This window comes from Streptomyces sp. NPDC018019, from assembly GCF_044327805.1.
In the GTDB taxonomy this organism is placed as follows: Bacteria; Actinomycetota; Actinomycetes; order Streptomycetales; family Streptomycetaceae; genus Streptomyces.
Genome location: NZ_JBIRGD010000003.1, coordinates 440,897 through 465,321, shown reverse-complemented (window position 1 = coordinate 465,321; position 24,425 = coordinate 440,897). Strand labels below are relative to the sequence as shown.

General features: G+C 71.8%; 25 protein-coding genes and 1 pseudogene. 11 read left to right on the top strand and 15 right to left on the bottom strand.

The genetic code is table 11. From position 1 onward, the window contains the following. The first annotated feature begins 105 nt into the window (after positions 1 to 105). The 4 genes from ACH4FX_RS08015 to ACH4FX_RS08000 all read left to right on the top strand — a co-directional run bounded on the left by ACH4FX_RS08015 (position 106) and on the right by ACH4FX_RS08000 (position 3,140). Entirely contained in the window at positions 106 to 1,047 is a 942-nt protein-coding gene (locus ACH4FX_RS08015; protein WP_398476286.1) for a hypothetical protein, read from the top strand. A 139-nt stretch (positions 1,048 to 1,186) separates the two neighbouring features. Then, positions 1,187 to 1,873 carry a DUF4232 domain-containing protein gene (locus ACH4FX_RS08010; protein WP_398476284.1) on the top strand — a complete coding sequence of 229 codons (687 nt, stop codon included), beginning with the start codon at positions 1,187 to 1,189 and terminating at the stop codon, positions 1,871 to 1,873. A gap of 98 nt (positions 1,874 to 1,971) precedes the next feature. After that, complete coding sequence (locus ACH4FX_RS08005) at positions 1,972 to 2,202, top strand: DUF6458 family protein (protein ID WP_398476282.1); 231 nt, start codon at positions 1,972 to 1,974, stop codon at positions 2,200 to 2,202. Between the two features lie 275 nt (positions 2,203 to 2,477). Then, on the top strand, positions 2,478 to 3,140 hold the full coding sequence (locus ACH4FX_RS08000) for a DUF4232 domain-containing protein (RefSeq protein ID WP_398476280.1): 663 nt from the start codon (positions 2,478 to 2,480) through the stop codon (positions 3,138 to 3,140). Positions 3,141 to 3,176: 36 nt separating this feature from the next. Here the strand turns inward: ACH4FX_RS08000 and ACH4FX_RS07995 are convergent, their stop codons facing one another. Further along, entirely contained in the window at positions 3,177 to 5,024 is a 1,848-nt protein-coding gene (locus ACH4FX_RS07995) for an NHL domain-containing thioredoxin family protein (RefSeq protein ID WP_398476278.1), read from the bottom strand. A 137-nt stretch (positions 5,025 to 5,161) separates the two neighbouring features. After that, positions 5,162 to 5,350 (bottom strand): hypothetical protein, encoded by a 189-nt coding sequence (locus ACH4FX_RS07990; protein ID WP_398476276.1) that lies wholly within the window; start codon positions 5,348 to 5,350, stop codon positions 5,162 to 5,164. A gap of 146 nt (positions 5,351 to 5,496) precedes the next feature. Between ACH4FX_RS07990 and ACH4FX_RS07985 the strand changes: the two are divergent. Next, positions 5,497 to 5,979: pseudogene (locus ACH4FX_RS07985) on the top strand (LURP-one-related/scramblase family protein); the annotation flags it as partial. 62 nt (positions 5,980 to 6,041) lie between these two features. Here ACH4FX_RS07985 and ACH4FX_RS07980 read toward each other — a convergent pair. Next, positions 6,042 to 6,830 (bottom strand): carbon-nitrogen family hydrolase, encoded by a 789-nt coding sequence (locus ACH4FX_RS07980; RefSeq protein ID WP_398476274.1) that lies wholly within the window; start codon positions 6,828 to 6,830, stop codon positions 6,042 to 6,044. A 144-nt stretch (positions 6,831 to 6,974) separates the two neighbouring features. Between ACH4FX_RS07980 and ACH4FX_RS07975 the strand changes: the two genes are divergently transcribed. Then, positions 6,975 to 7,799, top strand: a complete 825-nt coding sequence (locus ACH4FX_RS07975; RefSeq protein ID WP_398476272.1) for a maleylpyruvate isomerase family mycothiol-dependent enzyme — start codon at positions 6,975 to 6,977, stop codon at positions 7,797 to 7,799. 74 nt (positions 7,800 to 7,873) lie between these two features. On the opposite strand, the gene ACH4FX_RS07970 is transcribed toward ACH4FX_RS07975, so the two are convergent. The 5 genes from ACH4FX_RS07970 to ACH4FX_RS07950 form a co-directional block, all read right to left on the bottom strand. Then, positions 7,874 to 9,193 carry a nitrate/nitrite transporter gene (locus tag ACH4FX_RS07970; protein WP_398476270.1) on the bottom strand — a complete coding sequence of 440 codons (1,320 nt, stop codon included), beginning with the start codon at positions 9,191 to 9,193 and terminating at the stop codon, positions 7,874 to 7,876. Beyond that, entirely contained in the window at positions 9,190 to 9,903 is a 714-nt protein-coding gene (locus ACH4FX_RS07965) for a GntR family transcriptional regulator (RefSeq protein WP_398476268.1), read from the bottom strand. The genes ACH4FX_RS07970 and ACH4FX_RS07965 overlap by 4 nt, the downstream gene beginning before the upstream one ends. Before the next feature lie 207 nt (positions 9,904 to 10,110). After that, positions 10,111 to 11,787: an MFS transporter gene (locus tag ACH4FX_RS07960; RefSeq protein WP_398476266.1), complete on the bottom strand. Its 1,677-nt coding sequence runs from the start codon at positions 11,785 to 11,787 to the stop codon at positions 10,111 to 10,113. A 90-nt stretch (positions 11,788 to 11,877) separates the two neighbouring features. After that, positions 11,878 to 13,305 carry a UDP-glucose dehydrogenase family protein gene (locus tag ACH4FX_RS07955; protein WP_398476265.1) on the bottom strand — a complete coding sequence of 476 codons (1,428 nt, stop codon included), beginning with the start codon at positions 13,303 to 13,305 and terminating at the stop codon, positions 11,878 to 11,880. A 416-nt stretch (positions 13,306 to 13,721) separates the two neighbouring features. After that, the gene (locus ACH4FX_RS07950; RefSeq protein WP_398476263.1) at positions 13,722 to 14,690 is read right to left on the bottom strand and encodes an NAD-dependent epimerase/dehydratase family protein; all 969 of its coding nucleotides are present in this window, start codon (positions 14,688 to 14,690) and stop codon (positions 13,722 to 13,724) included. Between the two features lie 175 nt (positions 14,691 to 14,865). On the opposite strand from ACH4FX_RS07950, the gene ACH4FX_RS07945 reads away from it, so the two are divergent. After that, complete coding sequence (locus tag ACH4FX_RS07945) at positions 14,866 to 15,594, top strand: TetR/AcrR family transcriptional regulator (RefSeq protein WP_398476261.1); 729 nt, start codon at positions 14,866 to 14,868, stop codon at positions 15,592 to 15,594. 60 nt (positions 15,595 to 15,654) lie between these two features. Here the strand turns inward: ACH4FX_RS07945 and ACH4FX_RS07940 are convergent, their stop codons facing one another. The 3 genes from ACH4FX_RS07940 to ACH4FX_RS07930 form a co-directional block, all read right to left on the bottom strand. Further along, on the bottom strand, positions 15,655 to 15,951 hold the full coding sequence (locus ACH4FX_RS07940; RefSeq protein WP_398476259.1) for a hypothetical protein: 297 nt from the start codon (positions 15,949 to 15,951) through the stop codon (positions 15,655 to 15,657). Between the two features lie 171 nt (positions 15,952 to 16,122). After that, positions 16,123 to 16,335, bottom strand: a complete 213-nt coding sequence (locus tag ACH4FX_RS07935) for a DUF397 domain-containing protein (RefSeq protein ID WP_398476257.1) — start codon at positions 16,333 to 16,335, stop codon at positions 16,123 to 16,125. 6 nt (positions 16,336 to 16,341) lie between these two features. Next, positions 16,342 to 17,223: a helix-turn-helix domain-containing protein gene (locus ACH4FX_RS07930; protein WP_398476256.1), complete on the bottom strand. Its 882-nt coding sequence runs from the start codon at positions 17,221 to 17,223 to the stop codon at positions 16,342 to 16,344. Positions 17,224 to 17,376: 153 nt separating this feature from the next. On the opposite strand from ACH4FX_RS07930, the gene ACH4FX_RS07925 reads away from it, so the two are divergent. Continuing rightward, positions 17,377 to 17,817, top strand: a complete 441-nt coding sequence (locus ACH4FX_RS07925; protein ID WP_398476254.1) for an ATP-binding protein — start codon at positions 17,377 to 17,379, stop codon at positions 17,815 to 17,817. Here the strand turns inward: ACH4FX_RS07925 and ACH4FX_RS07920 are convergent. Further along, entirely contained in the window at positions 17,780 to 18,625 is an 846-nt protein-coding gene (locus ACH4FX_RS07920; protein WP_398476252.1) for a GNAT family N-acetyltransferase, read from the bottom strand. The two genes, ACH4FX_RS07925 and ACH4FX_RS07920, sit on opposite strands and share 38 nt — an antisense overlap. A 225-nt stretch (positions 18,626 to 18,850) precedes the next feature. Between ACH4FX_RS07920 and ACH4FX_RS07915 the strand changes: the two genes are divergently transcribed. After that, the gene (locus ACH4FX_RS07915) at positions 18,851 to 19,027 is read left to right on the top strand and encodes a hypothetical protein (RefSeq protein ID WP_398476250.1); all 177 of its coding nucleotides are present in this window, start codon (positions 18,851 to 18,853) and stop codon (positions 19,025 to 19,027) included. An 84-nt stretch (positions 19,028 to 19,111) separates the two neighbouring features. On the opposite strand, the gene ACH4FX_RS07910 is transcribed toward ACH4FX_RS07915, so the two are convergent. From ACH4FX_RS07910 to pdhA, 3 genes are read right to left on the bottom strand one after another with little or no spacing between them, the layout of a single operon-like run. After that, a complete protein-coding gene (locus ACH4FX_RS07910) occupies positions 19,112 to 20,557 on the bottom strand; it encodes a dihydrolipoamide acetyltransferase family protein (protein ID WP_398476248.1) in 1,446 nt (481 codons plus the stop codon). Positions 20,558 to 20,578: 21 nt separating this feature from the next. After that, positions 20,579 to 21,562 (bottom strand): alpha-ketoacid dehydrogenase subunit beta, encoded by a 984-nt coding sequence (locus ACH4FX_RS07905; protein ID WP_398476246.1) that lies wholly within the window; start codon positions 21,560 to 21,562, stop codon positions 20,579 to 20,581. Positions 21,563 to 21,564: 2 nt separating this feature from the next. Beyond that, on the bottom strand, positions 21,565 to 22,758 hold the full coding sequence (gene pdhA / locus ACH4FX_RS07900; protein WP_398476244.1) for a pyruvate dehydrogenase (acetyl-transferring) E1 component subunit alpha: 1,194 nt from the start codon (positions 22,756 to 22,758) through the stop codon (positions 21,565 to 21,567). A 351-nt stretch (positions 22,759 to 23,109) separates the two neighbouring features. Here pdhA and ACH4FX_RS07895 point away from each other — a divergent pair, with 351 nt between their 5' ends. After that, on the top strand, positions 23,110 to 23,769 hold the full coding sequence (locus ACH4FX_RS07895; protein ID WP_398476425.1) for a response regulator: 660 nt from the start codon (positions 23,110 to 23,112) through the stop codon (positions 23,767 to 23,769). A 231-nt stretch (positions 23,770 to 24,000) separates the two neighbouring features. Then, positions 24,001 to 24,417, top strand: coding sequence for a pyridoxamine 5'-phosphate oxidase family protein (locus ACH4FX_RS07890; protein WP_398476242.1), 417 nt, complete (start codon positions 24,001 to 24,003; stop codon positions 24,415 to 24,417). Positions 24,418 to 24,425 lie beyond the last annotated feature (8 nt).

Here is a 24,425-nt window from a genome sequence, read left to right as displayed (position 1 = left end):
TACGGGGGAAATGACCGGAACGGTCCCCACCTGATCCGGAAGCCCTACCTCCCTTTCTCCCCGCGGCTGTTCCCTTTCCCGGCCGGTACCCCCTACCGTCTGCCCATGATCAGAAGCCGGTACCTGGCCGCAGCCGCCGCCCTCGCCTGCACGGTCCCCCTCCTCGCCACGCAGAGCGCCGCCGCCCGCCCCACGAGCCGTCCCGCCCCCTGGCAGCAGGTGGGCGACGGCATCACCTCGGGGGTCAGCGGCATCGCCGCCGTACCGGGCGCCCGGGCGGGCCGTACCGACTTCCTCGTGGCCCGCGACAACAAGAAGCCCGGCGAGAACCGGCTGGCCGCCATACGGCTGCGGCCCGGTGCACCGCCCCTGGTCCGCCCGCTGGGCTGGAAGGGCAGCGAGCCGCCCGCCGACCTGGAGGCGCTCGACGCGGTCCCCGGCCGCCCCGGCGAGTACGTCGCCCTGACCAGCGCCGGCACCGGCTACCACCTGCGCCTGGCCCCGGACGCGAGCGGGGCGCGCACCCTCGGCACCTTCACCGTCCCCGGCGCCTCGGAGGACGACAACTACGAGGGCTTCGCGCTCACCACCCGGGCACACCGCCTCGTCGCCGTCTGGGCCGACCGCGGCGCGGACAGCCGCCCCGGCACCCTGCACGCCGCCGAACTGGACCTCGCGCGCCGCACCTTCGGCACCCCGGTCACGGCGGCGTTCCACGCCCCGTACCCCGCCGAGCACGTCCGGCACATAAGCGACGTCAAGATCTCCGGGTCCGGCGCGCTCACCGTCTCCTCGGCCTCGGACACGGGCGACGACGGCCCCTTCGACTCCGCCCTCTACGATGCGGGCGAGGTGACCGTGGACCGCCGCGGCACGGTACGGCTGTCCGTACGGCGGGGCCCCGTCCCCCTCGGCCGCTACCCCGGCCACAAGATCGAGGCCCTCACCTGCCTGCCGCACGCCCGCCAGGGTGTGCTCGGCACGGACGACGAGAACGCGGGCGGTGCGGTACGCACCATGACGGGCGCTCCGTGCGGGCCCCGGTAGGGCGGGTTCCGTGGCGGCCCGTCCGGTGAGTCAGGCCCCGTCAGGCGGTCCCCGTTAGGGAAGCGTTAGCCGGGCGGCAGCGTGGCAGGTCAGGCTGGCAGTGCAGCATGCAGCACCAGTAGCGAACCCGGGAGTCCCCATGCCGCGCCACACCGTTACGGAGGCCGCTACCGCCCGCCGCGACCGCAGCCGCACCGGCGGTGGGCGCGCCCGTGCCCGTACGCTGCGGGCCGCTGCCGCCGGGCTCACGGCGGTGGCCGCCCTCGGCCTGCTCACCGCGTGCGGCGGCCAGGACGCGCTCAAGACGAGCGACGGCAAGCCGTTCCACCCCTTCGGCAAGGACTCCGGCGGCGCGGACGAACCGCTGGGTCCGGCCCTGACCGGGCCCCACACCGACCAGGCCGCCACCGGCGGCCACGCGGCCTGCGACCCCGCGAAGGTGACGCTGGCCGCCAAACCGCTCCCCCAGCCGCCCGGCCGCGTCCTCATCCAGGTCACCAACACCTCGCGCACCACCTGCGACCTGCACGGCTACCCGCGCCTGCGCACCAGCGACACGGCCCCCGCCGGCACCCCGCACGGCAGCCACACGCCCCGTACCCCGCTCACCCTCACCCCGGGCGGCACCGCCTACGCCACCGTCACCCCGTCCTCCTCCGCCACCGGCCACGACATACGCACCCTTTCCGTCGGTTTCACCGACCGCGACGGCCACGCCCTGCCCGGCGCACCCGCCCGGATATGGCTCCCGAAGGGCGTCCGCGTGGACGACGACACCCGCGTCACGTACTGGCAGCACGACCTGACCAGCGCACTCCGCCCCTGACAACCGGCGTATTCCGTCCGGCGATTGGCACCCCGGGCTCCGGGTACCCGGTCACCACGACCGGCCCGGAACATCCAATCGCGTACGGAGGCAGAACCATGGGCATCGGATGGTGCATCGGTCTACTCGCGCTGGGGGGCATCCTGACCTTCGCGGTGGACTGGCACATGGCCGGGGTCAACGTGCACCTCGTCGGCCTGATCCTGATGGCCGTCGGCATCATCGGCATCGCGGCCTACGTCAGCATCTTCAAGCGCCGCCGCATGCAGCCCCCGAGCCCGGCGGCCCCGGTGGTCGAGGAGACACACCGCATGCGCTACGACGACTGACACACCGAGGGCGGACCGAACACGCTGCACGCGAAATGCAATCGGCCCCGCCCCGGAATTGTGGTTTCCCCCAGCATGACCAATGCAATCGGCAGGTTCTTCGCCGACCGATTCCGTATCCGAAGAAAAGCGACAACGCCGGTCACTGACGACGGAGCGACCGCCGGTGGCACTGGCGTCCCGGCTGCCACTCGCTATGGTGGCGGTGCCATGACACCGACGCACGCACCGCCCGATCCGCACCACTGAACGCAGTGACATCACTGGGGGACTCCATGACCGCACGCCGCTCCCGCCGCCCCGCCGCGTATGCGGCGCTGGCCGTCGCGATGGCCGGGTCGCTGGCCCTGACCGGCTGCTCCGGAAATGCGAAGAGCAGCAAGAGCGCGAAGAAGACGGCGTCGAAGAAGACGTCCAAGAGCAACAAGAAGAAAAAGATCATCGGAGGCGGCGCGGCGGCCGGTGCGGGGGCGGGTTCGGTGGCCGGTTCGCGCGATGCGCGGGCGTGCGGGCCCGGCATGTTCCGATTCGAGATTTATTCGCACGCGCCGAACGACCATGTCGTGATCAAGGCGGTGAACACCAGCAGCACCCGTTCCTGCCGGGTCTACAACCACCCGCTGATCCGCTTCGGCGGCGCCAAGGACCCGCTGCCGCTGCTCAAGGGCAGCAATGTGATGGGCGGGGACGTGGAGACCGTCCGGCCCAAGGGCACGATCTGGGCGAGCATTCCGACCGCCACCGCCGCCCAGAAGGGCAGCGGCAAGAAGACGTACGCAACGGTCGAATTCAGCGGCAGTGACGTGAACGGCAGCCCGAAGGGCCCGCCGCAGCGCGTCGACTTCCGCAACGCGCCGGTGGCGGTGGGCGCCTCTCAGGTCACGTATTGGCAGAGCTCGCTGAACCGGGCGGAGAGCTACACGAAGCCCCAGGGGTGACGGCGCGGCGCGGCCTCGGGACCGCGCCCGTCTCCGTCACCCGGCGGTCGCCTCGTCCAGCCCCGCCAGCACCAGCGCCAGCCGGTCCGTGCCGCCCTCGACGACCCGGACCGGGACGCCCCAGTCCTGCTGGTGCACGTGGCAGGCCGGGTACTCGATCGCCGGGTCGTCGTCGCAGGACGCCGCCATCGCGGAGACGTGCAGCACCCCCTCCGTCACGCCGTCCGCCAGGACCAGGTCGCGGCCGAGGTCGGTGTCCGCGCCGTCACCGGAGGCCAGCAGTCCGGGCGGGGTCGAGCTGACCAGCAGGCGGGTGGACGGGCCGTAGCGGGTGTCCAGCTTCTGGCCCGCGGGCGCCTGGAAGACCACGTCCAGGCGGAGCTTGCCGGGGCCGACCTCGGTGGCCGCGCGCTGGGTGCGGTGCGCGACCGACTCGACGCGTACGGCCTCTTCGGGCAGCCGCAGCCGGGTCAGCCGGTGCCGCGCCGACTCGACCACGACGATCTCCGGGTCGCCGGAGCCCCCGTCGCCCACGAGCACCGCGTCCGACGGCTCGCGCAGATCGGTCGCGAGCGTGCTGACCTCGCCGGTCGCCGGGTCGTAGCGGCGCAGCGCGTGGTTGTAGGTGTCCGAGACCGCCACCGAGCCGTCGGGCAGCGCGGTGACGCCCAGCGGGTGCTGGAGGAGCGCCTGGGACGCCTCGCCGTCGCGGTGCCCGAAGTCGAAGAGGCCGGTGCCCACCGCGGTGTGCACGACGAGATCGGTGTCCAGCCAGCGCACCGCGCTGGTCTCGGAGTCCGCGACCCACAGCCGGTCGCCGGCCGCCGCCAGGCCGGACGGCTGCGCGAACCACGCCTCGGCGGCCGGCCCGTCCACCAGGCCCTCGTTGGTCGTACCGGCGGCCGCCTCGACGGTGCCGGTGGCCGGGTCGTACGTCCACAGCTGGTGCACGCCCGCCATCGCGATCCACAGCCGGTCCTGCCACCAGGCCACGTCCCACGGCGAGGAGAGGTCCACCTCGCGGGCGGGCCCGGAGGTCGCGGACCCCTGCCACCACTGCCGACCGGTCCCGGCGACGGTCGCGATCTCGCCGGTCTCCGGGTCGAACGTCCGGATGGCGTGGTTGACCGTGTCGGCGACGGCGACCTTGCCGTCCGGCAGCAGCGCCAGGCCCTGCGGCTCGCTGAAGGTGTCCGCGCCGAAGCCGCGCTCGCCGCTGCCGATCCGGCGCAGCACGGTCTCGCCGTCCGCGGCCAGCTCCACGAGCTGGTGCCGGGTGGTGTCGGAGACCAGGAAGGTGCCGCCGGGCAGCCGCAGCGCCTTGCCCGGGAAACGCAGGTCGGTGGCGACCGGCTCGGGCGGCACGTACGGCCCGTCACCGCGCCGCAGCGTCCCCTTCGCCGCGTGCTCCGCCTCCAGCTCCGCCACCAGCGTCCCGATGGCGTGCGCGTGCCCCTCACCGGCGTGCTGGGCGACGACGTACCCCTCGGGGTCGATGACGACGAGCGTCGGCCAGGCCCGGACCGCGTACTGCTTCCAGGTGGCCAGCTCCGGGTCGTCCAGCACCGGGTGCTCGACCCCGTACCGCTCCACGGCGTCCACGACGGCCTGGTGCTCGGCCTCGTGGACGAACTTCGGCGAGTGCACCCCGATGATCACCACGGTGTCCCGGTGCCGCTCCTCCAGCTCCCGCAGCTCGTCCAGGACGTGCAGGCAGTTCACGCAGCAGAACGTCCAGAAGTCCAGGATGACGATGCGTCCCCGCAGGTCGGCGAGGGTGTACTCGGTGCCTCCGGTGTTCAGCCAGCCGCCCTTGCCGATCAGCTCGGGGGCACGGACACGGGCACGGCGCGGGGTGTGCGGGGCGGGGGCGGCGTCGTTCATGGTTCAAGGGTGCCACTTGGGCATGAACACGCGATCACAGGAGTACGGCGTGTGAGGCAGCCGACAGGGCGGGCCGGCCGGCCCCACCCCACCTCACGTCCCGCTCCCGCCTCACGTCGCCCTCCCGCCTCACCTCCTCACGTCCACCCCGTCTCCAGCACCGTCCCGTGCGCCTTGCTCACGTGGTGCTTGATCAGGACGCGGGCGTCCGTTTCGGCGCTGCGGTCGCGGGCGGACATCGCGCGACGGCGTGCCGCGTCCAGGTCGGTGCAGCGGGCGCAGCCCGCTTCGGGGATGAAACGACGTTTCGTGACCGCTTCTGCCATGGGGTCATGGTCCGTGGGCGGCGGTCCGTGGCGGGGCAGGACCCGCGCACCGGACGGCCAAGGTCACCTGGCTGTACGGGCCCGGTGACGGCGTGTCCCGGGCGGGGCGGGCCGTGTGCCGGGGCACGGCCGGGAACATGGCGGCCATGAAGTTCTTCGTACACGACCGGATCTTCGGCATCGGTGACGATTACTGGATCGACGATGAGCACGGGCGGCACGCCTTCCTCGTCGACGGCAAGGCGCTGCGGCTGCGCGAGACCTTCGAGCTGAAGGACCCCGAGCGGCGGGTCCTGGCGACCATCCGCAAGAAGTGGCTCGCCCTGCGCGACACCATGACGATCGAGCGGGACGACCGGCCGCTGGCCACCATCCGGCGCAAGCGGCTGTCGCTGCTGCGCAACCACTACCGCGTGGAGCTGGTGGACGGTACCGAGCTGGATGTCAGCGGCAAGATCCTGGACCGCGAGTTCGCCGTCGAGTACGACGGCGAACTGCTGGCGGACATCTCGCGCCGGTGGCTGTCCGTACGGGACGCCTACGCGGTGCAGGTGGTGCGGGAGGACGCCGATCCCTCGCTGCTCATCGCCGTCGCGGTGGGGGTGATCCGGCTGGCGGAGCGGGAACGGGGGGGAGGGCTGACCGAAGGCCAAGAGCTGCGGGCTGACGGGCCGTCGGGTTCCACCACCGGTCACGGGGCGTCGAGGCCGAGAACCCGGTCGCGCAGGGCCGGGAAGTCGGCGCGGGTCTTGCTCACCTTGGCCGGATCCAGCTCCACGGTCAGCACTTCCTCGTACGGTCCGGCCTCGGCCAGCACCTCGCCCCACGGGTCGACGACGACACTGTGGCCGGCCTGTTCGACACCGCCGTTCGTGCCCGCGGTGCCGCAGGCCAACACGTAGCTCTGGTTCTCCACCGCGCGGGCGCGGGCCAGCAGCGACCAGTGCGCGCGGCGGCGGGCGGGCCAGCCGGCCGGGATGACGAGCGTCTGCGCGCCCGCATCCGCCAACTGGCGGAAGAGTTCCGGGAACCGCAGGTCGTAGCAGGTGGCCAGGCCCAGGGTGGTGTCGGGGAGCGGCACCGTGACCACCCGGTCGCCGGCGCCCATCAGCACCGCTTCGCCCTTGTCGAAGCCGAAGCGGTGGATCTTCCGGTAGGAGGCGGCGAGCCGCCCGTCGGGGGAGAAGACCAGCGAGGTGTTGTAGAGGGTGCCGTCGGTGTCCCGCTCGACGAACGATCCGGCGTGCAGCCACACCCCGGCATCGCGGGCGGCTTCCGACATCGCCTGATACGTGGGGCCTTCGAACGGTTCGGCCTGGTCGGCGAACGTCTCGAACGCGAAGGCGCCGACCGGCCACAGCTCGGGAAGGACGACGAGATCGCTGGTCGCGCGTTCGCGGACCAGTGAACCGGCCCGCTCCCGCCGGGCATTGGCCGGCTCCGCCAGGTCCACGTGCATCTGGATCAGTGAAGCGCGCACAGTACCACCGCCTAAGCATTCGAGCCGGTCCGCCGTCAAAAATCGACCTACGATGGTCACCCGAAAGCACTGCCGGGGTGCCCGTGCGCAGCGTAACTTAACTGCCCAGACAGCAGCCCGCGTACGAACCGTCCGAGGGGTCCCGTGACCGTCCATCCCAGCCTGCAGCCCTCCATCGACGCCTGGACTCATTCCATCGAAGCGATATCCGAGCTGGTCGCGCCCCTGGTGGAAGGGGAGTGGAACCGGGCGACGGACCTACCGGGGTGGTCCGTGCGCGACATCGTGTCGCACATCATCGGCCTGGAGAGCGAGATGCTCGGGGACCCGCGCCCCATCCACACGCTGCCGCGCGACCTCTACCACGTACGTACCGAATTCGCCCGCCGGATGGAGCTCCAGGTGGACGTCCGGCGCCACCACACCGGCCCCGAGATGACCGCCGAGCTGGAGTACATGGTCATCCGCCGCGCGCGGTCGCTGCGCAACGAGACCCGCGACCCGGAGACGGTGCTGCGCAGCCCGCTCGGCGAGGAGCGCTCGCTGGCGTACATCCTGCGGCAGCGCGCGTTCGACGTGTGGGTCCACGAACAGGACCTGCGCCACGCGCTGAACGTGCCCGGCAACCTCGACTCCCCCGGCGCGCAGCTCACCCGTGACCTGCTGCTCCTCGCGCTGCCGAAGGTGGTCGCCAAGAGCGCGGGCGCGCCCGCCGATTCGGCCGTCGTCTTCGACGTGAGCGGCGCGCTGGAGTTCATGCGGACGGTCCGGGTGGACGCGCAGGGCAACGGGACCATCGACGCCAGTGTCTCGCTGGGCCCGGCGGTGACGCTCTCGATGGACTGGGAGACGTTCTTCCGGCTGGCCTGCGGCCGGGTGCGGCCCGCCGCCGTCGCCGAACAGGTCAAGATCGACGGCGACCGGCCGCTGGCGGAGGCGGTCCTCGCGCACTTCGCGATCACGCCGTAGCGGTTGGCCCCCGCCACCGCCCGGCAGGGCGGCGCAGCTGCGCGTACGGCCGGGAACACCCCCGCCCGGCCCGCTCACGCCGGTACGTGCACCGCCTCCACCCGGCTGGTGACCAGCCGCTCCCGCTCCCGCCGGTGCGCCTGCCCGCGCAGCCGCAGGATCTGCGTGACGCCGAGCGCCTGGAGGACGAAGACCGAGGCGAACGCGGCGCGGTAGTCGTCGCCGGTCGCGTCCAGCAGGACACCGATCGCCAGCAGCGTCGTCATCGACGCCGTGAAGCCGCCCATGTTGACGATGCCGGAGGCGGTGCCCTGGCGCTCCGGCGGGTTGGCCGGGCGGGCGAAGTCGAAGCCGATCATGGAGGCGGGGCCGCAGGCGCCGAGCACCGTACAGAGCACGATCAGCAGCCAGACCGGCGCGTGCTCGCCCGGCCAGGCCAGGGTGGCGGCCCACAGCAGCGCGGTGACGGCGACGGTGCCGAGCGCCAGCGGCGTACGGGCGGCGTGGTGGCGGGCGATGACCTGCCCGTAGACCAGGCCGACGACCATGTTGGACAGCACGACGAGGGTGAGCAGTTCGCCCGCCGCGCCGCGCGACAGGCCCTGTGCCTCCACGAGGAACGGCAGGCCCCACAGCAGCAGGAAGACCATCGCCGGGAACTGGGTGGTGAAGTGCACCCACATGCCCAGCCGGGTGCCCGGCTCGCGCCAGGCGTCGGTTATCTGCCGGCGGACGAAGGCGGCACCGGTGTGGCCGGCGGGCGCCGGGGCGGGCTCGAAGCCCTCGGGGTGGTCCTTGAGGAAGGCCAGCACCAGCACGAGGACGGCGATGCCGCCGAGCGCGCTGGCCGCGAAGGTCGGGGTCCAGCCGAAGGTGTGCAGCAGCCGGGCGAGGACCAGCGTGGAGACGAGGTTGCCCGCCATGCCGATGAGGGCGGCGATCTGGGCTATCAGCGGTCCGCGGCGGGCCGGGAACCAGCGCGCGCCCAGCCGCAGCACGCTGATGAACGTCATCGCGTCACCGCACCCGAGCAGCGCCCGCGAGCCCAGCGCCATGGCGTACGACTGCGACAGCGCGAAGCCGAACTGGCCGGCGGTGTACAGCACGACGCCCAGGATCAGCACCTTCTTGGTGCCGAGCCGGTCGACCAGCAGGCCGACGGGTATCTGCATGCCCGCGTAGACCAGCAGTTGGAGGATGGAGAAGGTGGAGAGCGCGGAGGCGTTGATGTGGAAACGTTCCGCCGCGTCCAGTCCGGCCACGCCGAGGCTCGTACGGTAGGTGATCGCCACGAAGTAGACGGCGACGCCGAGACCCCAGACCGCCATGGCCTTGCGCCCGCCCGGCGGATCGCCGGGCAGCAGGGCGCCCCGGCCCCCCGGTCCGCCGCTCATCGGACGTCTCCCTGCGCCAGGTTCCGCACCCAGCTGACGTGCCGGTGCACGGCGTCCACGGCCGCGGCCGCGTCCCCGGCGCGCAGCGCCTGGAGGATCTCGCCGTGCTCGGTGATGTTCTTCGCGATGCGGTCAGGGTTGGCGTGCATCACGGCGACGCCCATCCGCAGCTGCCGGTCGCGCAGCTGCTCGTACAGCCGGTCCAGGATCTGGTTGCCCGCGCTGCGCACGATCGCCGCGTGGAAGCAGCGGTCGGCGACGGACACCGCGGCGAGGTCGCCCGCGGCGGCCAGCTCCTCCATCTTCGCGAGCTGTTCCTCCAGCTCGGCGATGAGCGCGGGGGCGGCCGGCACGGCCTTGCGCGCCGCGTGCTCCTCGATCAGCAGGCGGGTCTCCACCACGTCCGCGATCTCCTGTGCGGAGACCGGCAGGACCATGGCGCCCTTCTTCGGGTAGAGCTTCATCAACCCCTCGACCTCCAGGCGCAGCAGCGCTTCCCGTACGGGCGTGCGCGACACGCCGACGGCCTCGGCCAGCTCGCCTTCGGTGAGCAGCATGCCGCCCTCGTAGCGCCGTTCCAGTACGGCCTGCTTGACGTACGCGTAGACGCGCTCGGCGGCGGGCGGGGTCTTGGCGGGGGCGGGGCCGGTGGTGTCCGGCACGGGTGCGGCGTCCGGGGCAGACGTGACGGGAGCGGCGACTGATGGCATGCGTACAGCATAGATACAACAGGTATGCGCCAGGCAGGGCGGTCCAGGATGCGGACGGAAGCGGGGCGGGGCGCAGGGGGGCGCGGGGTGGGGGCGTGGGGGGTTCGGGTCTATGGCGTGTGGGGGCGGCGGGGCTGCGTGCGCCGAGTGGCGCGGCGGGGCGCGGGCCGGTCGTCCCGGCCCAGCCGGGTTGCCGCGGCCGGTGGCTCAGTGCTGGTGGATCGACAGCTCCTCGGTGCGGTCCAGCGCATACGCCCAGATCAAGTGGCGTACGCGCGGGGCGCTGCCCGGCTTGATCAGGCTGCGGGCCCGCGCTTCGAGCTCCTGGTCCTCCTTGGTGCCGCGCTCCACATGCTGGCGCAGATGCTCCCGCTCGGAGACGACGGTGAACGTCTCCAGGAAGACCGTCGGGTCGTCCATGTCCTCGTACAGACCCCACATGGTCGCGCCGGTACGCCGCCGGGCCTGCCCGACCGGCCGCATCGCCTGGATGAACGCCTCCGCGTCGGCCCGTTCCACCTGCCACTCCACGGTGACCAGCACGGGCCCGATGTTCCGGCCCGGCGTCTGCATGCTCTCCGGTTCGGGCCAGTGCTGTACGTGCTCCATGTCGATGTGCCCGGTGGGCATCGGCATCGTCCGCATGCCCACGACCGTCGTCAGCGCCAGTCCGATACCCGCGATCACGAACGCGCTCTGCACGCCGAACGAGTCGGCCACCAGGCCCCAGCCCACCCCGCCCAGCGCCTGGCCGCCCATGAAGACCAGCTGGTAGTAGGCAAGCGCCCGGGTGCGGGCCCAGACGGGGAGCAGGATCTGCGCCGAGGCGGAGAGGGTGGACAGCACGGCCACCCAGGCCAGGCCCGAGATGATCAGCGCGACCGCGGCGACGATCGCCGACGACACCAGCCCGATCACCGCCATGGTGGCCGCGTACAGCACCATGGCGACGGTGACCAGGCCGTTCGTCGTCGTACGGGGCCGCACCACGGGCAGCGCGAGCGCACCGGCCACCGCGCCCACCCCGACACAGCCCAGCAGCAGTCCGTACCCGCCGGCGCTCATGCCCAGCGGGCCGCGCGCGATGGCCGGGAGCAGCGCCCACAGCCCGCCGGCGAAGAGCATGAAGAGCCCGGAACGGCCGAGTACGGCGCCGAACAGCGGCGCCCGGCGGACGTAACGGGCGCCCGCGCGGATCGCGCCGCGTACATGCTCCGAGCCCAGCGGCCGGTGCCTGGCGGGCCGCCGCCAGGCGTAGAGCACGACCATGACGCCCAGGAAGGACAGCGCGTTGATCCCGAAGGTGGCCGCGGGGCCGGCCGCGGAGATGAGCAGGCCGCCCAGGGCGGGCCCGGCGGCCCGCGCGACATTGCCGTTGGCGCTGTTCAGGAGGGCCGCCTGGGGAATCTCCTCCTTGCTGACCAGCTCGGGCTGGATGGACTGGAAGGAGGAGATGCAGAACGCCTCACCCACACCCATCAGGGCGGTGAGCAGAAGCAGCAGGGTCGGTGTCGCCTGGCCGCCGCCGGTGACGGCGGCCAGGCCGGCCGCTCCGAGGAACATCAGCAACTGGCCGCCGAGGAGCAGCCGCCGCTGGTCGAGGATGTCGCCCAGCGCGCCGGCCGGCACCACCAGCGCGAACACCGGCAGGGTGGTGGCCGTCTGGACGAGGGCGACCTCCAGCGGACCGCCGCCCAGGTCGCCCATCAGCCACTGGGCGCCGACCGTCTGCATCCAGGTGCCCATGTTGGCCGCCAGCTGGGCCAGCCACAGCGCCCGGAACATCCGGCGGCGCATCGGGGCCCACGCCGACGGTTCAGGAGGAGCCGCCTCCGGGGGCGCTCCTCCCGGGGGCGGCTCATCCAGCGTGGGTGGCTGTTTCACGTGAAACGCTCTCCTCGCCGTGGGACCGACCGCTGTGTTCCCTCTGTCCGTACCCGCGGCGGCGGCGAATGGTCCCTTACATCCCGAGATTCACCGGTCTGGGAGAGGGGGAGGCGGCTCCGGAGGGAGCCTGCGGACGGCGGCTCCCGGGGCCGGCTCCTCCCCCGTGCGGGCACCGGCCGCCGGGGCGGACCGCCCACTGCCGACCGAGGCGGGCAGCCGGGTGCCGATGCTGCGGTAGCGGACGGGCAGGTCGCTCATCTGCTCCGGGCTGAGGCAGTTCTTCCCGTCGATGACCAGCCGCGGGTCTTGGAGCAGGGCGGCCAGCTCCCGCCAGTCCGCCTCGATGGCCTGCGGCCACTCGGTCAGCACCACGGCGGCGTGTGCGCCCTCGACCGCTTCCGTCAGTCCGGCCGCCGCACGCGCGCCGGGGAACAGCCCGGTGATGGCGTCGGTGTCGGTGCCCGGGTCCCACACCCGCACCCGCGCGCCCTGGCCGAGCAGCGCCGGGACCACCGTCCGGCTGGGCGCCGCGCGCAGGTCGTCGCTCCAGGGCTCGTACCGTACGCCGAGCACCGCGATCTCCGCGTCGGCCAGGCCGTCGGCGGGCCCGTCGCCGAGTTCGGTGCGCAGCATCTGGATGGCCAGCCCGAACTGGGCGTCGTTGACGGCGATGGTGGCGCGCAGCAGCGGGGTCGCCAGGCCCGCGGTGCTCGCCCAGTGGGCCAGTGCGTTGGTGTCCTTGGGCAGGCAGGAGTCGCCGTACCCGAGTCCGGGCTGGAGGAAGGCGTGGCCGATACGGGGATCGAAGCCGACGCCCTGCATCACGTGGTCGATGTCGATGTCCGGGCCGCAGCACATCCCGGCCACCTCGTTCGCGAAGCTGATCTTCGTGGCGAGGAAGGCGTTGCTCGCGTACTTGATCATCTCGGCGCCGGAGGGCGTCGTCTCGACCCACGGCGCGGCCACCCCCGCGTACAGCTCGCGCAGCGCCCGCAGCCCGCCCTCGCACCAGGCACCCGCCACGATCCGGGCCGGGACCGCCCAGTCCTCCAGCGCGCTGCCCTGGTTGAGGAACTCCGGGTTGTACGCGAAGCGTTCGCGCAGCCCGGGGTAGGTCTCGGCGAGCATGGCGCTGGTGCCGGGCGGCACGGTGGACTTCAGCACCACGCAGGGCGCGGGCAGCAGTTGCAGGACCTCGTTCAGTACGGAGGTCACCTGCGACAGGTCGGCGGAGCCGTCCGGTGCGGGCGGCGTCCCGACGGTGACGAGGACGATGTCGAACGGCGTGCGCCGATGGGTCCCGGTGACGCTGCGGGCGAAGCGGAGCCGCCCGGTGGCCTGCGCGGCCGTCAGCTGTTCCGGCAGTCCCGGCTCGAAGACCGGCGCCCGGCCCGCGTTCAGGACGCGCAGCCGCTCCGGATCCTGTTCGATCCCGGTGACGTGATGACCTTGATGAGCCAGGGCGACCGCTCCGGTCAAGCCCACATATCCCTGCCCTATGACCGCGACTCGCATCCCAAATCAGCCCCTTCGCTCCTGCTGATTTGAAGCGCCCCGCCACCGGATTCCCCCGCACGACGAGGCAATTGTTCCCAGTGTGCGAGGTGCGGCCCACCCCCGCAGCCGGAGCCGGCCTCCCTTACGGGAAGGGCGCGTACAGCGGCCTTGTACAGCCGTTTCGCGCAACCGGCGGGCGCTGTCGGTACCGAGCAGTATTCCGCCGACACAGATCGCAGTAGCCGCCATTCCGGCCACCCGGCCGCGATTCCTTGTAATCCGTATTACTCGGTAGCCCCGCTTCCGGCCGGCCGCGGATGGGCGCATGCAGCGAAAGGGCCTGCCTATGAATTCCGCGCCAGGGGACCGTCACTATTCGCCTCGTAGCGCTCTCGACGCCTACCAGGGCCCGGCTCCCCGGCGAGCGCCCCCCGTCAGGCCGTGCCCACCGCCTGATCCGAGAGCCACCCGCGGTACCAGTCGGCGGTAGCGCCGATTCCGGCGGGCAGGGGCATCGGTGCCATGCCGAAGCGCTGTTCGAACGCGGCCGAGGCCATGATCTGCCCCTCGGTGTGCTGGTAGAACAGCTCGGCGTACTCCGCCATGAAGGCGTCGTCGAACGGCCCCCAGGCGCGCGGTTCCGTCAGCACCTCCGTGGTGAACGGGAGTCCGGTGCGCTCCTGGACGAGGGCGAGCACCTCGCGCACGGTCGGCGCGGGGGCCGTCGGCAGGTGCCAGACCCGCCCGTACGCGTCCGGCTCCTGGCCGAGCCGGGCCAGACCGCGGGCCACGTCACCGATGTACGTGAAGCTGTGCGGCAGGTCCAGGCTGCCGAGGGCCATGACCGTGCCGCCGGTCAGGGCCGCCGGGAAAGTCGCCGCGCCCAGCGTCGAGTTGAGGACGCGCGGTCCGTAGAAGTCGGCCGCGCGGGCCAGCACCACCGGCAGCCGACCCGCGTCGTGGGCCGCCAGGTACGCCTCGTCCAGCCGCGCCCGCATCCGGCCCTTGCGGGAAGTGGCCCGCCACGGGGAGTCCTCGGTCAGCGGCTCGCCGCCGGACGGGCCGTACGGGTACAGGGTGTCCATCACCACCAGCCGTGCTCCCACCGCCGCGGCGGCGTCCACGATCACCTTCTGGAGCGTGGGCATCACCTCGACCTGGAGCTCGTAGGCGACGTTGACGCAGTGGTAGACGACCTCGGCCCCGTCCACCGCCTCCCGCGCCGCGTCCGGCGATCCGAGGTCGGCGGTGACGGCCTCCGCGCCGGGCAGCGGCTGCCGTCCCGAGCGGTCGACGGTCCGTACGCGGTGCCCCTGCCGCAGCAGCAGCCCGGCCAGCGTGGTCCCGGCCGGGCCGGTGCCGAGGACGACGTGCAGCGGGCGGGAGGACGTGGCAGCAGACATGCGGAACCTCTGTCTTCGAAGGAATGCGACAACGCGGAGCGCGACGGCACGGGGCACGAAGCCCCGGCACGACCGGCTAGCGACCATCACTATAGCTATAGCCTCTAACCAAATCTACGGCCGATATCCTGGCCCTCCCGGAGAACCCGTCTTCCGCCCCGGATGGAGCCGCCCCATGCCGCCGACCGCAGCCGACGCCGCCCAGACACCGCGCCAGCGTTACCGCGCCCAGGTCCAGCAGGAGGTCAAGGAGGCCGCGCTGACGCAGATCGCGGCCGGCGGCATCGAGGCACTCAGCATCAACGCCATCGCCAAGACCCTCGGCATGTCGGGCCCCGCCCTCTACAAGTACTTCCGCAACCGGGACGACCTGCTCACCGCCCTGATCAGCGACGGCTACGAGGACGCCGCCGAGGCCATCCGTACGGCGGCACACCGGGCCGCCGACCGGTCACCCCGCGACCGGCTGCTCGCCCTCGCCCACGCGTACCGCGACTGGGCCCTCGCCCAGCCGCACCGCTATCTGCTCCTCGCGGGCACCCCCGCCACGGCGTACGAGGCGCCCGCGCACACCACGGACAGCGCCCGCGCGGTCATGGGCCCGTTCCTCGCGGTCCTGGCCGAGGGCAGGCCGTGGCCGGCCGCCGAGCCGCTGTACGAGGAGGTACGTGCCTGGACGGCGGCCACCCCCTCGGTCGCCGAGTGGGCAGCCGCCTACGCCCCGGCAGCCGCCGACCCGGTCCCCGCCCTCGCCACCTCCGTACTCGCCTGGACCCGCATGCACGGCATCGTCAGCCTCGAAGTCCAGGGCAGCTTCCAGGGCATGGGCCACGACGCCGGCACGCTCCTCACCCTCGAAATGGGCACCCTGGCCGATGCGGTGGGGCTGGCCGCCGACGCCTGAGGCCCTAACGGAAGGGGACCCGGCGACGCACATCGCCGGGGCCCCTTGCGTAGCCGCCCTCTACTTCGCAGCACCCTTCTTGCACGCAGGCACCGCGTGCTTGTTCTTCACGTGCAGCGACTCCAGCCGCGTCCGGCAGATGTCCAGCGAGGTCGCCGACCCGCTGCCGTCCTCCGCGATCGAACACGCCTTGGCTGCCTCGCCACCGGCGGGCACGCTGTAGCCCTTGCTCCGCAGGTACTTCTGGCAGTCCCACGACCACGCCTGCGCCGGACTCGCCACGGCGATCGGCAGCACCCCCGCCGCCACCGCCCCACTGGCAGCAACCGCCAGGCGCTTGACCCACTTGCTCTGCATCACACGTTCCTCTCAACACTCAACCGTGCCGGGCGCGCCTGCCCAGGATCGTGGGGGGTATGCCGTCCCCGGTTCCCGGACGCGATACTCGGTCCATTCCGGTACGAGAGGGAGCAACTGCCATAGACGAGATCCGCGACGTGTACAACGAGGCCCGGAGCGCCAGTTCTGTTACGCGGTGAGGGACGCCGCGCGTATCCGCCCGTCGACCACGGCGGCCCGGAACGCCAGCCACTCCCGGTCCCCGAACAGCAAGGTGCGCCCCGACGCATCCTTGGAGTCGCGCACGGCCACGACGGCGGGCACGTTGGTCGCCACCTCGACGCACTCCTGGCCAGGGGCCCCGCCGCTGTAGTTGGACTTGACGAAGACGAATTCGGACACGTCGACCTACATCTCCTTGCGGATACTGGCGATCAATTCTGTCGAGCTGCGCTGCGCGAGTCCAAGGCGCGTGATGCGGTTGAAGATCGCCCGGTGGTGCACGGCGTCGGGTTCGCTCTCCAGCCAGACGGTAGCCGAGGTCGTATCCATGTGCACCACGTCGACAGCGCCAGGCCCTTCGAAGGAAACCATCGTGAAGGCATTGGTCACGCCTGGATGCGCGCCGGCCGAGTAGGGCAGGACCTGGAACGTGATGTTCGGCTGCTCGACCCTTTCCAGCAACCAGCCGAGTTGAGCGCGCATCACGTGGCGGCCGCCGACGAGTTGGCGCAGGGCCGCCTCGTGGACAGTGGCCCAGAGGTGGAGCGGGCTCTCCCCGTCGAGTCGGGCCTGCCTCGCCATCCGCGCGTCGACGAACGACTCGATCTCGGTGAGGTCGCTCCACGCTCCGTTCCCCACCGCGAGGGCACGTGCGTAGTCGGCGGTCTGCAGGAGGCCGGGCACAGTGGCCTGCTGCCAAGTACGCACACCGCTGGCAGCGTCTTCCAGCGCCACGTACTCGACCATGTCCCGAAGGGCGGGGTATTCGTTCCACCACCCCTTCGCCTTCCGCCGCTCCCGGTCCAGTTTCGCCAACCCCAGCAGCCTTGCCACCGTATCGGCATCATCCGTCTCGTACAGATGGCACAGCGCACGGACGTCCGGGTCCCGCATCGGGACCAGCCCGCGTTCCATCTTCGCGACCTTGGGGACCGAGGCGGTCAGCGCCTCCGCCGCTTGGGCCTGGCGCATGCCCCGGCTTTCGCGCATGCGGAGGAGTTCGCCGCCCAGTCTGCGGCCCAGCACCGTGGAAACCGAGGTGCCGCGTTCGGGCCGATCACCCGCCATCTCCCGCCCCTCACTGTCGTGTTGCCCCGGACTACTCGGAGTAAAAATTTCTGCGCGTACGACTTGCCGCGTCGCGCACCGCAAGACTACCGTCTGTGTCCACTCGCTCGCAGAGTGAACAGAACGTTGGCACCCCGACGGAGGCGATCAGCCATGCCCGTTCCCCAACTCACCTACGAAGACCAGCTCGACTACACGCCCACCGCGCGCAGCGTCTCCCTCGCCCGGCGGCGGGCGGCGCGGCTGGTGGCGGAGTGGGGGCGGGAGGAAGCGGCGGGGGACGTGGCGCTGATCGTTTCGGAGTTGGCGACCAACGCGTTGTTGCACGGGTCGCTGCGGGGGCGGTTGTTCCGGGTGCGGTTGGTGATGAGCGCGTCGATGCTGCGGGTCGAGGTGAGTGATCCGCGAGGGGAGCGCGTGCCGCGGAAGAGGCGCGGGGTGGTCTCCACGTCGGGGCACGGGCTCGTGCTCGTGGGCGGGCTTGCCGACCGGTGGGGGACCGAGCCCCGCACCGTCGGTAAGACCGTGTGGGCCGAGGTGGAGTTGCGGGCCGCCGTTATGCGGCCATGTGTCCCTGGGCGATCAGGCGGTTGACGACCTTCATGTGTGCCGGGGCGCAGCGTTCGCGTGCCTCCTGGCGGTCGAACCAGGCGTATTCGGCGATCTCCCGGCCGGGGGTGGGGGTGATGGCCTGGGGGCCGCCCGTGAAGCAGGTCATGTGGAGGCGGCGGCCCTCGTTCGCGCCATGGGCGGTGGCGTGGATGGTGAAGGCTTCCTGGAGAGCATCCGCCGGGATGGTCAGGCCCAGTTCCTCGGAGAGTTCGCGGGACAGGGCCTCGGCGGCGGTCTCGCCCGGTTCGTACTTGCCGCCGGGCAGGTAGAACGTGTCGTTGCCGCGGGTCCGGACGCTGAGCAGGCGGCCGTCTCGCAGGTGCAGCCAGCCGACGGAGCGGAGGGGCGCCGGGCGGTCGAGGGCGACCAGGGTCTCGCCGGTGGCCTCGTCGGTGCGTCGCCCGCGCTCCGTGAAGCCGAGGTGGGCGTAGAAGGTGCGCGCTGCCGTGTTGCGTTCGAAGGCTTCCAGGGTGAGGGCGCCGTGGAGCGACGCGGCGTGTTCGAGGAGTTGGGCGCCGATGCCCCGGCCCTGCGCCTCGGGGGCGACGAACAGGCCGCCGACCTCGGGGCCGAGCAGGCCGAGGAGGCCGATGACCTTGCCCTCGGCCTCGTCCTCGGCGACCCAGTTGTCCGCCTGTACGAGGTAGACCTCGCGGAGCTGGCGGGCGCGCTCACCCGTACCCTCGCCCTCGATGAAGGGGTGGGCCTGCTGGACCGCACGGGACCACAGGTCGGTGACGGCCGGCTCGTCCGCCGGACGGTAGGGGCGGATGATCGTCGCGCTGCTCATCCGGCCGACGCTAGGCAGCGGAGGCGGAGGGGGCAACTCCTTTTCCGGCGGCCCCCGCCCGGCGGCCCCGTCGCGGGCGGTGATCTCTGCCGAAGGAAGGACCGCCTGTCCGACTTAAGGCTGACGTGAGTCGGTACCTGGCGCGTACGACATCGGCGTTTTCCCGTGACGTAATGGAAGGGAGGGGCCGGGCAGGCTCCGAACCGTACGCAAGGGGAGACCACCATGCAGTCCAGGACGAACGCCGGCCGACGTGCTCGGACCACCGTCATGGTCGCGCTGCTCGTGGCCACGCTGTGGGGCGGGATCGCGCTGACGAGGGGCGCGGCACAGGCCGACCACAACGCGCCGGGCGGGCCCGTGGGGCACCTCAGCCGCGCCGTGGAGATCATCCGGGGCTGAGAGAAGACGCAGACATGCCACCGGGCGGGCCCGGGACGACCGACGAGGTCGTCCCGGGCCCGCCCGTATGCGGAGCCCGAGAGGTTACGCCCAGGTGATCAGCCGCTTGGGGTGCTCCAGGATCGCCGCGACGTCCGCGAGGACCTTGGAGCCCAGCTCGCCGTCGACCAGGCGGTGGTCGAAGGACAGCGCCAGCGTCGTGACCTGGCGGGGCTTGACCTTGCCCTTGTGGACCCAGGGCTGGAGCTTGACCGCGCCGAAGGCGAGGATCGCCGACTCCCCGGGATTGAGGATCGGGGTGCCGGTGTCCACGCCGAAGACGCCCACGTTGGTGATGGTGACGGTGCCGCCCGCCATGTCACCGGGCGCGGTCTTCCCCTCGCGGGCCGTGCTGACCAGCTCGCCGAGCGCGGCGGCCAGCTGCGGCAGCGTCTTGGCCTCCGCGCCCTTGATGTTCGGGACGATCAGACCGCGGGGGGTGGCCGCCGCGATGCCCAGGTTCACGTAGTCCTTGCGGACGATCTCCTGGTTCTCCTCGTCCCAGGCGGCGTTGACGTCGGGGTTGCGCTTGATCGCGACCAGCAGTGCCTTGGCGACGAGCAGCAGCGGGTTGACCCGCAGGCCCGCCATGTCGGGGTCCTGCTTCAGCTCCTGGACGAGCTTCATCGTGCGCGTCACGTCGACGGTGATGAACTCCGTGACGTGCGGCGCGGTGAAGGCGCTGTTGACCATCGCCTGCGCGGTGGCCTTGCGCACGCCCTTGATGGGGATGCGGGTCTCCCGGGCGCGGACGGCCTCGGAGCCTGCGGTGGCCGCGGTGGCGGCCGGCTGGGCAGCCGGGGCCTCGGCGGCGGGCGCGGAGGCGGCGGACGCCGCCGCGTGCACGTCCTCGCGGGTGACCACACCGTCCGGGCCGGTCGGGGTGACCGTCGCCAGGTCGATGCCCAGGTCCTTGGCCAGCTTGCGGACCGGGGGCTTGGCCAGAGGCCGCCCCGCGGCCGGAGCGGGAGCGGCAGAGGCGGCCGGAGCGGCCGGGGCCTCGGCCGCGGGCGCCGCCGCCCCCGCGTGCCCGTTCAGCTCCGCCTGGACCGCCGCGGCGGCCGGCTCCTGCGCGGGCACGCCCGGCTGCGGCTTGCGCGCCCGGCGCTTGGTGGACGAGGGTGCCGCACCGTACCCGACGAGGACGGCCTGCCGGCCCTGCGGCTCGGCGTCCTCCTCGGCCGCCGCCGGGGCCTCGGCCGCCGCGGCGGGCGCCTCGGCCGGCCCGGCGCCCGGGTCGGTGTCCACCGCGATGATCGAGGTGCCCACGTCGACGGTGGTGCCCTCCTCGAAGTGCACCGCGTGCACCACGCCGTCGTACGGGCAGGGCAGCTCCACGGCGGCCTTGGCGGTCTCCACCTCGCAGATGACCTGCCCGTCGGTGACGGTGTCACCCGGCTGGACGTACCACTTGAGGATCTCGGCCTCGGTGAGTCCCTCGCCCACGTCGGGCATCTTGAACTCGCGGAAGCGCTGCTCGGTTGCAGTCATGGTCACTACTCCTCAAGCCCTTCAGTACGCCAGCGCACGGTCGACCGCGTCGAGCACCCGGTCGAGACCCGGCAGGTATTCGTCCTCCAGCCTGGACGGCGGGTACGGCGAGTGGAAGCCGCCGACCCGCAGCACCGGCGCCTCCAGGTGGTAGAAGCACCGCTCCGTGATGCGGGCGGCGATCTCCGCGCCGGTGCCGAGGAAGACCGGCGCCTCGTGGACGATCACCAGCCGCCGGGTCTTCTCCACCGAGGCCTGGACCGCGTCGAAGTCCAGGGGCGAGATCGTGCGCAGGTCCAGGACCTCGACCGACCGGCCCTCCTCGGCCGCGACCTTGGCCGCGTCCAGGCAGACCTTGACCATCGGGCCGTACGCGGCCAGCGTCAGGTCCGTACCGGGCTGTGCCACCCGGGCCTTGTGCAGCGGGTCGGGGATCGCCTCGGTGTCCAGGCGGCCCTTGTCGTGGTAGCGGCGCTTGGGCTCGAAGTAGATGACCGGGTCGTCGCTCTCGATGGCCTGGCGCATCATCCAGTACGCGTCCGAGGCGTTCGAGGGGGAGACGCACTTGAGGCCCGCGACGTGCGCGAACAGGGCCTCGGGGGACTCGCTGTGGTGCTCCACCGCGCCGATGCCACCGCCGTACGGGATGCGGATGACGACCGGCACCTTGACCTTGCCCAGCGCCCGGGCGTGCATCTTGGCGAGCTGGGTGACGATCTGGTCGTACGCGGGGAAGACGAACCCGTCGAACTGGATCTCCACGACGGGCCGGTAGCCGCGCAGCGCCATGCCGATGGCGGTGCCGACGATGCCGGACTCGGCGAGCGGGGTGTCGATGACCCGCTCCTCGCCGAAGTCCTTCTGGAGGCCGTCGGTGACGCGGAAGACGCCGCCGAGCTTGCCGACGTCCTCGCCCATGACCAGGACCTTGGGGTCGGCCTCCATGGAGGCGCGCAGCGACTCGTTGATCGCCTTGGACAGCGTGATCTTCTCGAAGACGGCCATGGTCAGTTCTCCTCCGCGTCCACGAACGACGCCTGGTACGCGGCGAATTGTGCGCGTTCCTCGTCGACGAGCGCATGCCCGTCGGCGTAGATGTTCTCAAAGATCGCCATGTTGTCCGGGTCCGGCATCGAGCGGACCACCTCGCGCACCCGCTTGCCGAGCGCCTCGCTCTCCTCCTCGACGGAGTCCAGGTACGCCTGGTCGGCGAAGCCCTCGTTCACCAGGTAGGTGCGCAGCCGCAGGATCGGGTCCTTGGCCTCCCACGCCTCGCGCTCCTCGTCCCGGCGGTAGCGCGACGGGTCGTCGGAGGTGGTGTGGGCGCCCATCCGGTACGTGAACGCCTCGACCAGGGTCGGGCCCTCGCCCGCCCGGGCCCGCTCCAGGGCCGCCCTGGTCACCGCCAGACAGGCCAGCACGTCGTTGCCGTCGACCCGGACGCCGGGGAAGCCGTAGCCGCGGGCGCGCTGGTAGAGCGGGACGCGGGTCTGGCGCTCGGTCGGCTCGGAGATCGCCCACTGGTTGTTCTGGCAGAAGAAGACCACGGGCGCGTTGTAGACCGCGGAGAAGGTGAAGGACTCGGCCACGTCGCCCTGGCTGGAGGCACCGTCACCGAAGTAGGCGATGACCGCCGAGTCGGCGCCGTCCTTCTGGATCCCCATCGCGTAACCGGTCGCGTGCAGCGCCTGCGAGCCGATGACGATCGTGTACAGGTGGAAATTGTTGCTGTTGGGGTCCCAGCCGCCGTTGTTCACGCCGCGGAACATGCCCAGCAGGTTCGTCGGGTCCACACCGCGGCACCAGGCCACCCCGTGCTCCCGGTAGGTCGGGAAGACGTAGTCGTCGTCGCGCAGCGCGCGCCCGGAGCCGATCTGCGCGGCTTCCTGGCCCAGCAGCGAGGCCCACAGGCCCAGCTCGCCCTGGCGCTGGAGGGTGGTCGCCTCGGCGTCGAAACGCCGGGTGAGGACCATGTCCCGGTACAGCCCGCGGAGTTCTTCGGCCGACAGGTCGATCGCGTACTCAGAGTGCTCGATCCGCTCACCCTGCGGGGTCAGCAGCTGTACGAGCTGGTCCTGCTCGGCCTCGGCCGGGGCCGGGGCCGCCGCCTTCCCCTTGTTGGCGGGTGCCGCCTTTTTTGCGGTGGTGCGCTTCCCGCCACCACGGGTGTTCTTCCGCGCGGCAGTGCTCTCCACGGTCACGTGCTGCTCCTCCGTCTGTCCGGCCCCCGGGGTCCGCCGGCGGCCGTATTGCGGCTCACCCGGTATCCGATTCGGCGCACGGGGTGTGTGCGGCACGGCCGGTCCGGGTGGAACAAGGTGCCCCGGCCACGGCCTGCCGGAAGGCGGGCGTTGTGCCCTATTTCCGGAGCCTAGGCGAAAGGGGGCCTGACCTGCGACTTTGCTTGGGGTTCCAAGTATTTTGCTTGGATTTCCGAGCAAGTTCCGGTCAGTCGGCTATCCCCTGTTCTCAGCGTTGCAGCCCGCCGGGACAACGGCACGTTATATCGGTGACCAGGAGCACGGGAAGAGTTCGTGTGTGAGACTGAGCAGGTGCGCGAAGACGGAAAAATCACGGTATTCCTGCTGGACGACCATGAGGTCGTCCGGCGCGGCGTCCACGAAATGCTCTCCGTGGAGCAGGACATCGAGGTGGTCGGCGAGGCGGGAACCGCCGCAGATGCCCTGGTCAGGATCCCTGCGACCCGTCCCGACGTGGCCGTACTGGACGTCCGGCTGCCGGACGGCAGCGGGGTGGAGGTCTGCCGCGAGATCCGTTCCCAGGACGAGGGCATCAAGTGCCTGATGCTCACCTCTTTCGCGGACGACGAAGCCCTGTTCGATGCCATCATGGCGGGTGCCTCGGGGTACGTGCTCAAGGCGATCCGCGGCAACGAGCTGCTGACCGCCGTACGGGACGTGGCGGCCGGCAAGTCGCTGCTGGACCCGGTGGCCACCGCCCGCGTACTGGAGCGCCTGCGGGACGGCAACACCACCCGCGGCGACGAACGGCTGGCGAGCCTGACCGACCAGGAGCGCAAGATCCTCGACCTGATCGGCGAGGGGCTGACCAACCGGGCGATCGGCGAGCGGCTGCACCTCGCGGAGAAAACGATCAAGAATTACGTCTCCAGCCTGCTGTCGAAGCTGGGCATGGAACGGCGGTCGCAGGCGGCGGCGTACGTGGCGCGGATGCAGGCGGAGCGGCACTGAGGCGCGGGGCACGTCCGGGTGGAAACGACCGCCCGCCCCGGCCGGAAGTCCCGGGCGAAAGCCCTCGGCCGGAATTCGGTCACCGTGAGGAATCCGGCCACCCCGCACCGTCCCGGACCCCGCATCACACCCCCCGACCTGACATAATCCCGCCCTTTTCAGGACCAACGTCCCGTTTCCGCAGGGCGGGTGTCTCTACTTTCCCGCGCCCCGGCACGGCAGGGTGTAGCCATGCCCACCGACGACTACCGCGCCATCGAGCTGCTGAGCCGCACCCCCTACGGACGGGTGTCGGCCAGCCTGCGGGCACTGCCCTTCACCACCGTCACGCGGCATGTCGTGGCCGACGGCCGGCTCCTGCTGCGACTGCACCGCGGCTACGGCTACCACCGCGCCCTGGACGGCAACGTCGTCGCCTACGAGGCCGACAACGCCAACTCCGGTGCGGCCGACACCTGGTCCGTCCAGTTCACCGGTACCGCCCGCGCCATCGTGCCGACGCCGGTCGAGTACGAGCTGTTCGGCCGCACCCCCCGGCTGGCCGACGGGGAGCCCTTCGACCCGGTTTTCCTCCGCATAGAACCGGAGTTTGTCAAGGTTCACCACCTCTCCGATGTCCCTGTGTTCCGATACGCCCACTCAGCGTGACCCGGTGA

Excerpts from the sequence above, each read along its gene's own strand:
- ACH4FX_RS08015 (WP_398476286.1), top strand. The coding sequence starts at position 106 with ATGATCAGAAGCCGGTACCTGGCCGCAGCCGCCGCCCTCGCCTGCACG.
- ACH4FX_RS08010 (WP_398476284.1), top strand. The coding sequence starts at position 1,187 with ATGCCGCGCCACACCGTTACGGAGGCCGCTACCGCCCGCCGCGACCGC.
- ACH4FX_RS08005 (WP_398476282.1), top strand. The coding sequence starts at position 1,972 with ATGGGCATCGGATGGTGCATCGGTCTACTCGCGCTGGGGGGCATCCTG.
- ACH4FX_RS08000 (WP_398476280.1), top strand. The coding sequence starts at position 2,478 with ATGACCGCACGCCGCTCCCGCCGCCCCGCCGCGTATGCGGCGCTGGCC.
- ACH4FX_RS07995 (WP_398476278.1), bottom strand. The coding sequence starts at position 5,024 with ATGAACGACGCCGCCCCCGCCCCGCACACCCCGCGCCGTGCCCGTGTC.
- ACH4FX_RS07990 (WP_398476276.1), bottom strand. The coding sequence starts at position 5,350 with ATGGCAGAAGCGGTCACGAAACGTCGTTTCATCCCCGAAGCGGGCTGC.
- ACH4FX_RS07970 (WP_398476270.1), bottom strand. The coding sequence starts at position 9,193 with ATGAGCGGCGGACCGGGGGGCCGGGGCGCCCTGCTGCCCGGCGATCCG.
- ACH4FX_RS07965 (WP_398476268.1), bottom strand. The coding sequence starts at position 9,903 with ATGCCATCAGTCGCCGCTCCCGTCACGTCTGCCCCGGACGCCGCACCC.
- ACH4FX_RS07955 (WP_398476265.1), bottom strand. The coding sequence starts at position 13,305 with ATGCGAGTCGCGGTCATAGGGCAGGGATATGTGGGCTTGACCGGAGCG.
- ACH4FX_RS07950 (WP_398476263.1), bottom strand. The coding sequence starts at position 14,690 with ATGTCTGCTGCCACGTCCTCCCGCCCGCTGCACGTCGTCCTCGGCACC.
- ACH4FX_RS07945 (WP_398476261.1), top strand. The coding sequence starts at position 14,866 with ATGCCGCCGACCGCAGCCGACGCCGCCCAGACACCGCGCCAGCGTTAC.
- ACH4FX_RS07940 (WP_398476259.1), bottom strand. The coding sequence starts at position 15,951 with ATGCAGAGCAAGTGGGTCAAGCGCCTGGCGGTTGCTGCCAGTGGGGCG.
- ACH4FX_RS07930 (WP_398476256.1), bottom strand. The coding sequence starts at position 17,223 with ATGGCGGGTGATCGGCCCGAACGCGGCACCTCGGTTTCCACGGTGCTG.
- ACH4FX_RS07925 (WP_398476254.1), top strand. The coding sequence starts at position 17,377 with ATGCCCGTTCCCCAACTCACCTACGAAGACCAGCTCGACTACACGCCC.
- ACH4FX_RS07920 (WP_398476252.1), bottom strand. The coding sequence starts at position 18,625 with ATGAGCAGCGCGACGATCATCCGCCCCTACCGTCCGGCGGACGAGCCG.
- ACH4FX_RS07915 (WP_398476250.1), top strand. The coding sequence starts at position 18,851 with ATGCAGTCCAGGACGAACGCCGGCCGACGTGCTCGGACCACCGTCATG.
- ACH4FX_RS07910 (WP_398476248.1), bottom strand. The coding sequence starts at position 20,557 with ATGACTGCAACCGAGCAGCGCTTCCGCGAGTTCAAGATGCCCGACGTG.
- ACH4FX_RS07905 (WP_398476246.1), bottom strand. The coding sequence starts at position 21,562 with ATGGCCGTCTTCGAGAAGATCACGCTGTCCAAGGCGATCAACGAGTCG.
- ACH4FX_RS07890 (WP_398476242.1), top strand. The coding sequence starts at position 24,001 with ATGCCCACCGACGACTACCGCGCCATCGAGCTGCTGAGCCGCACCCCC.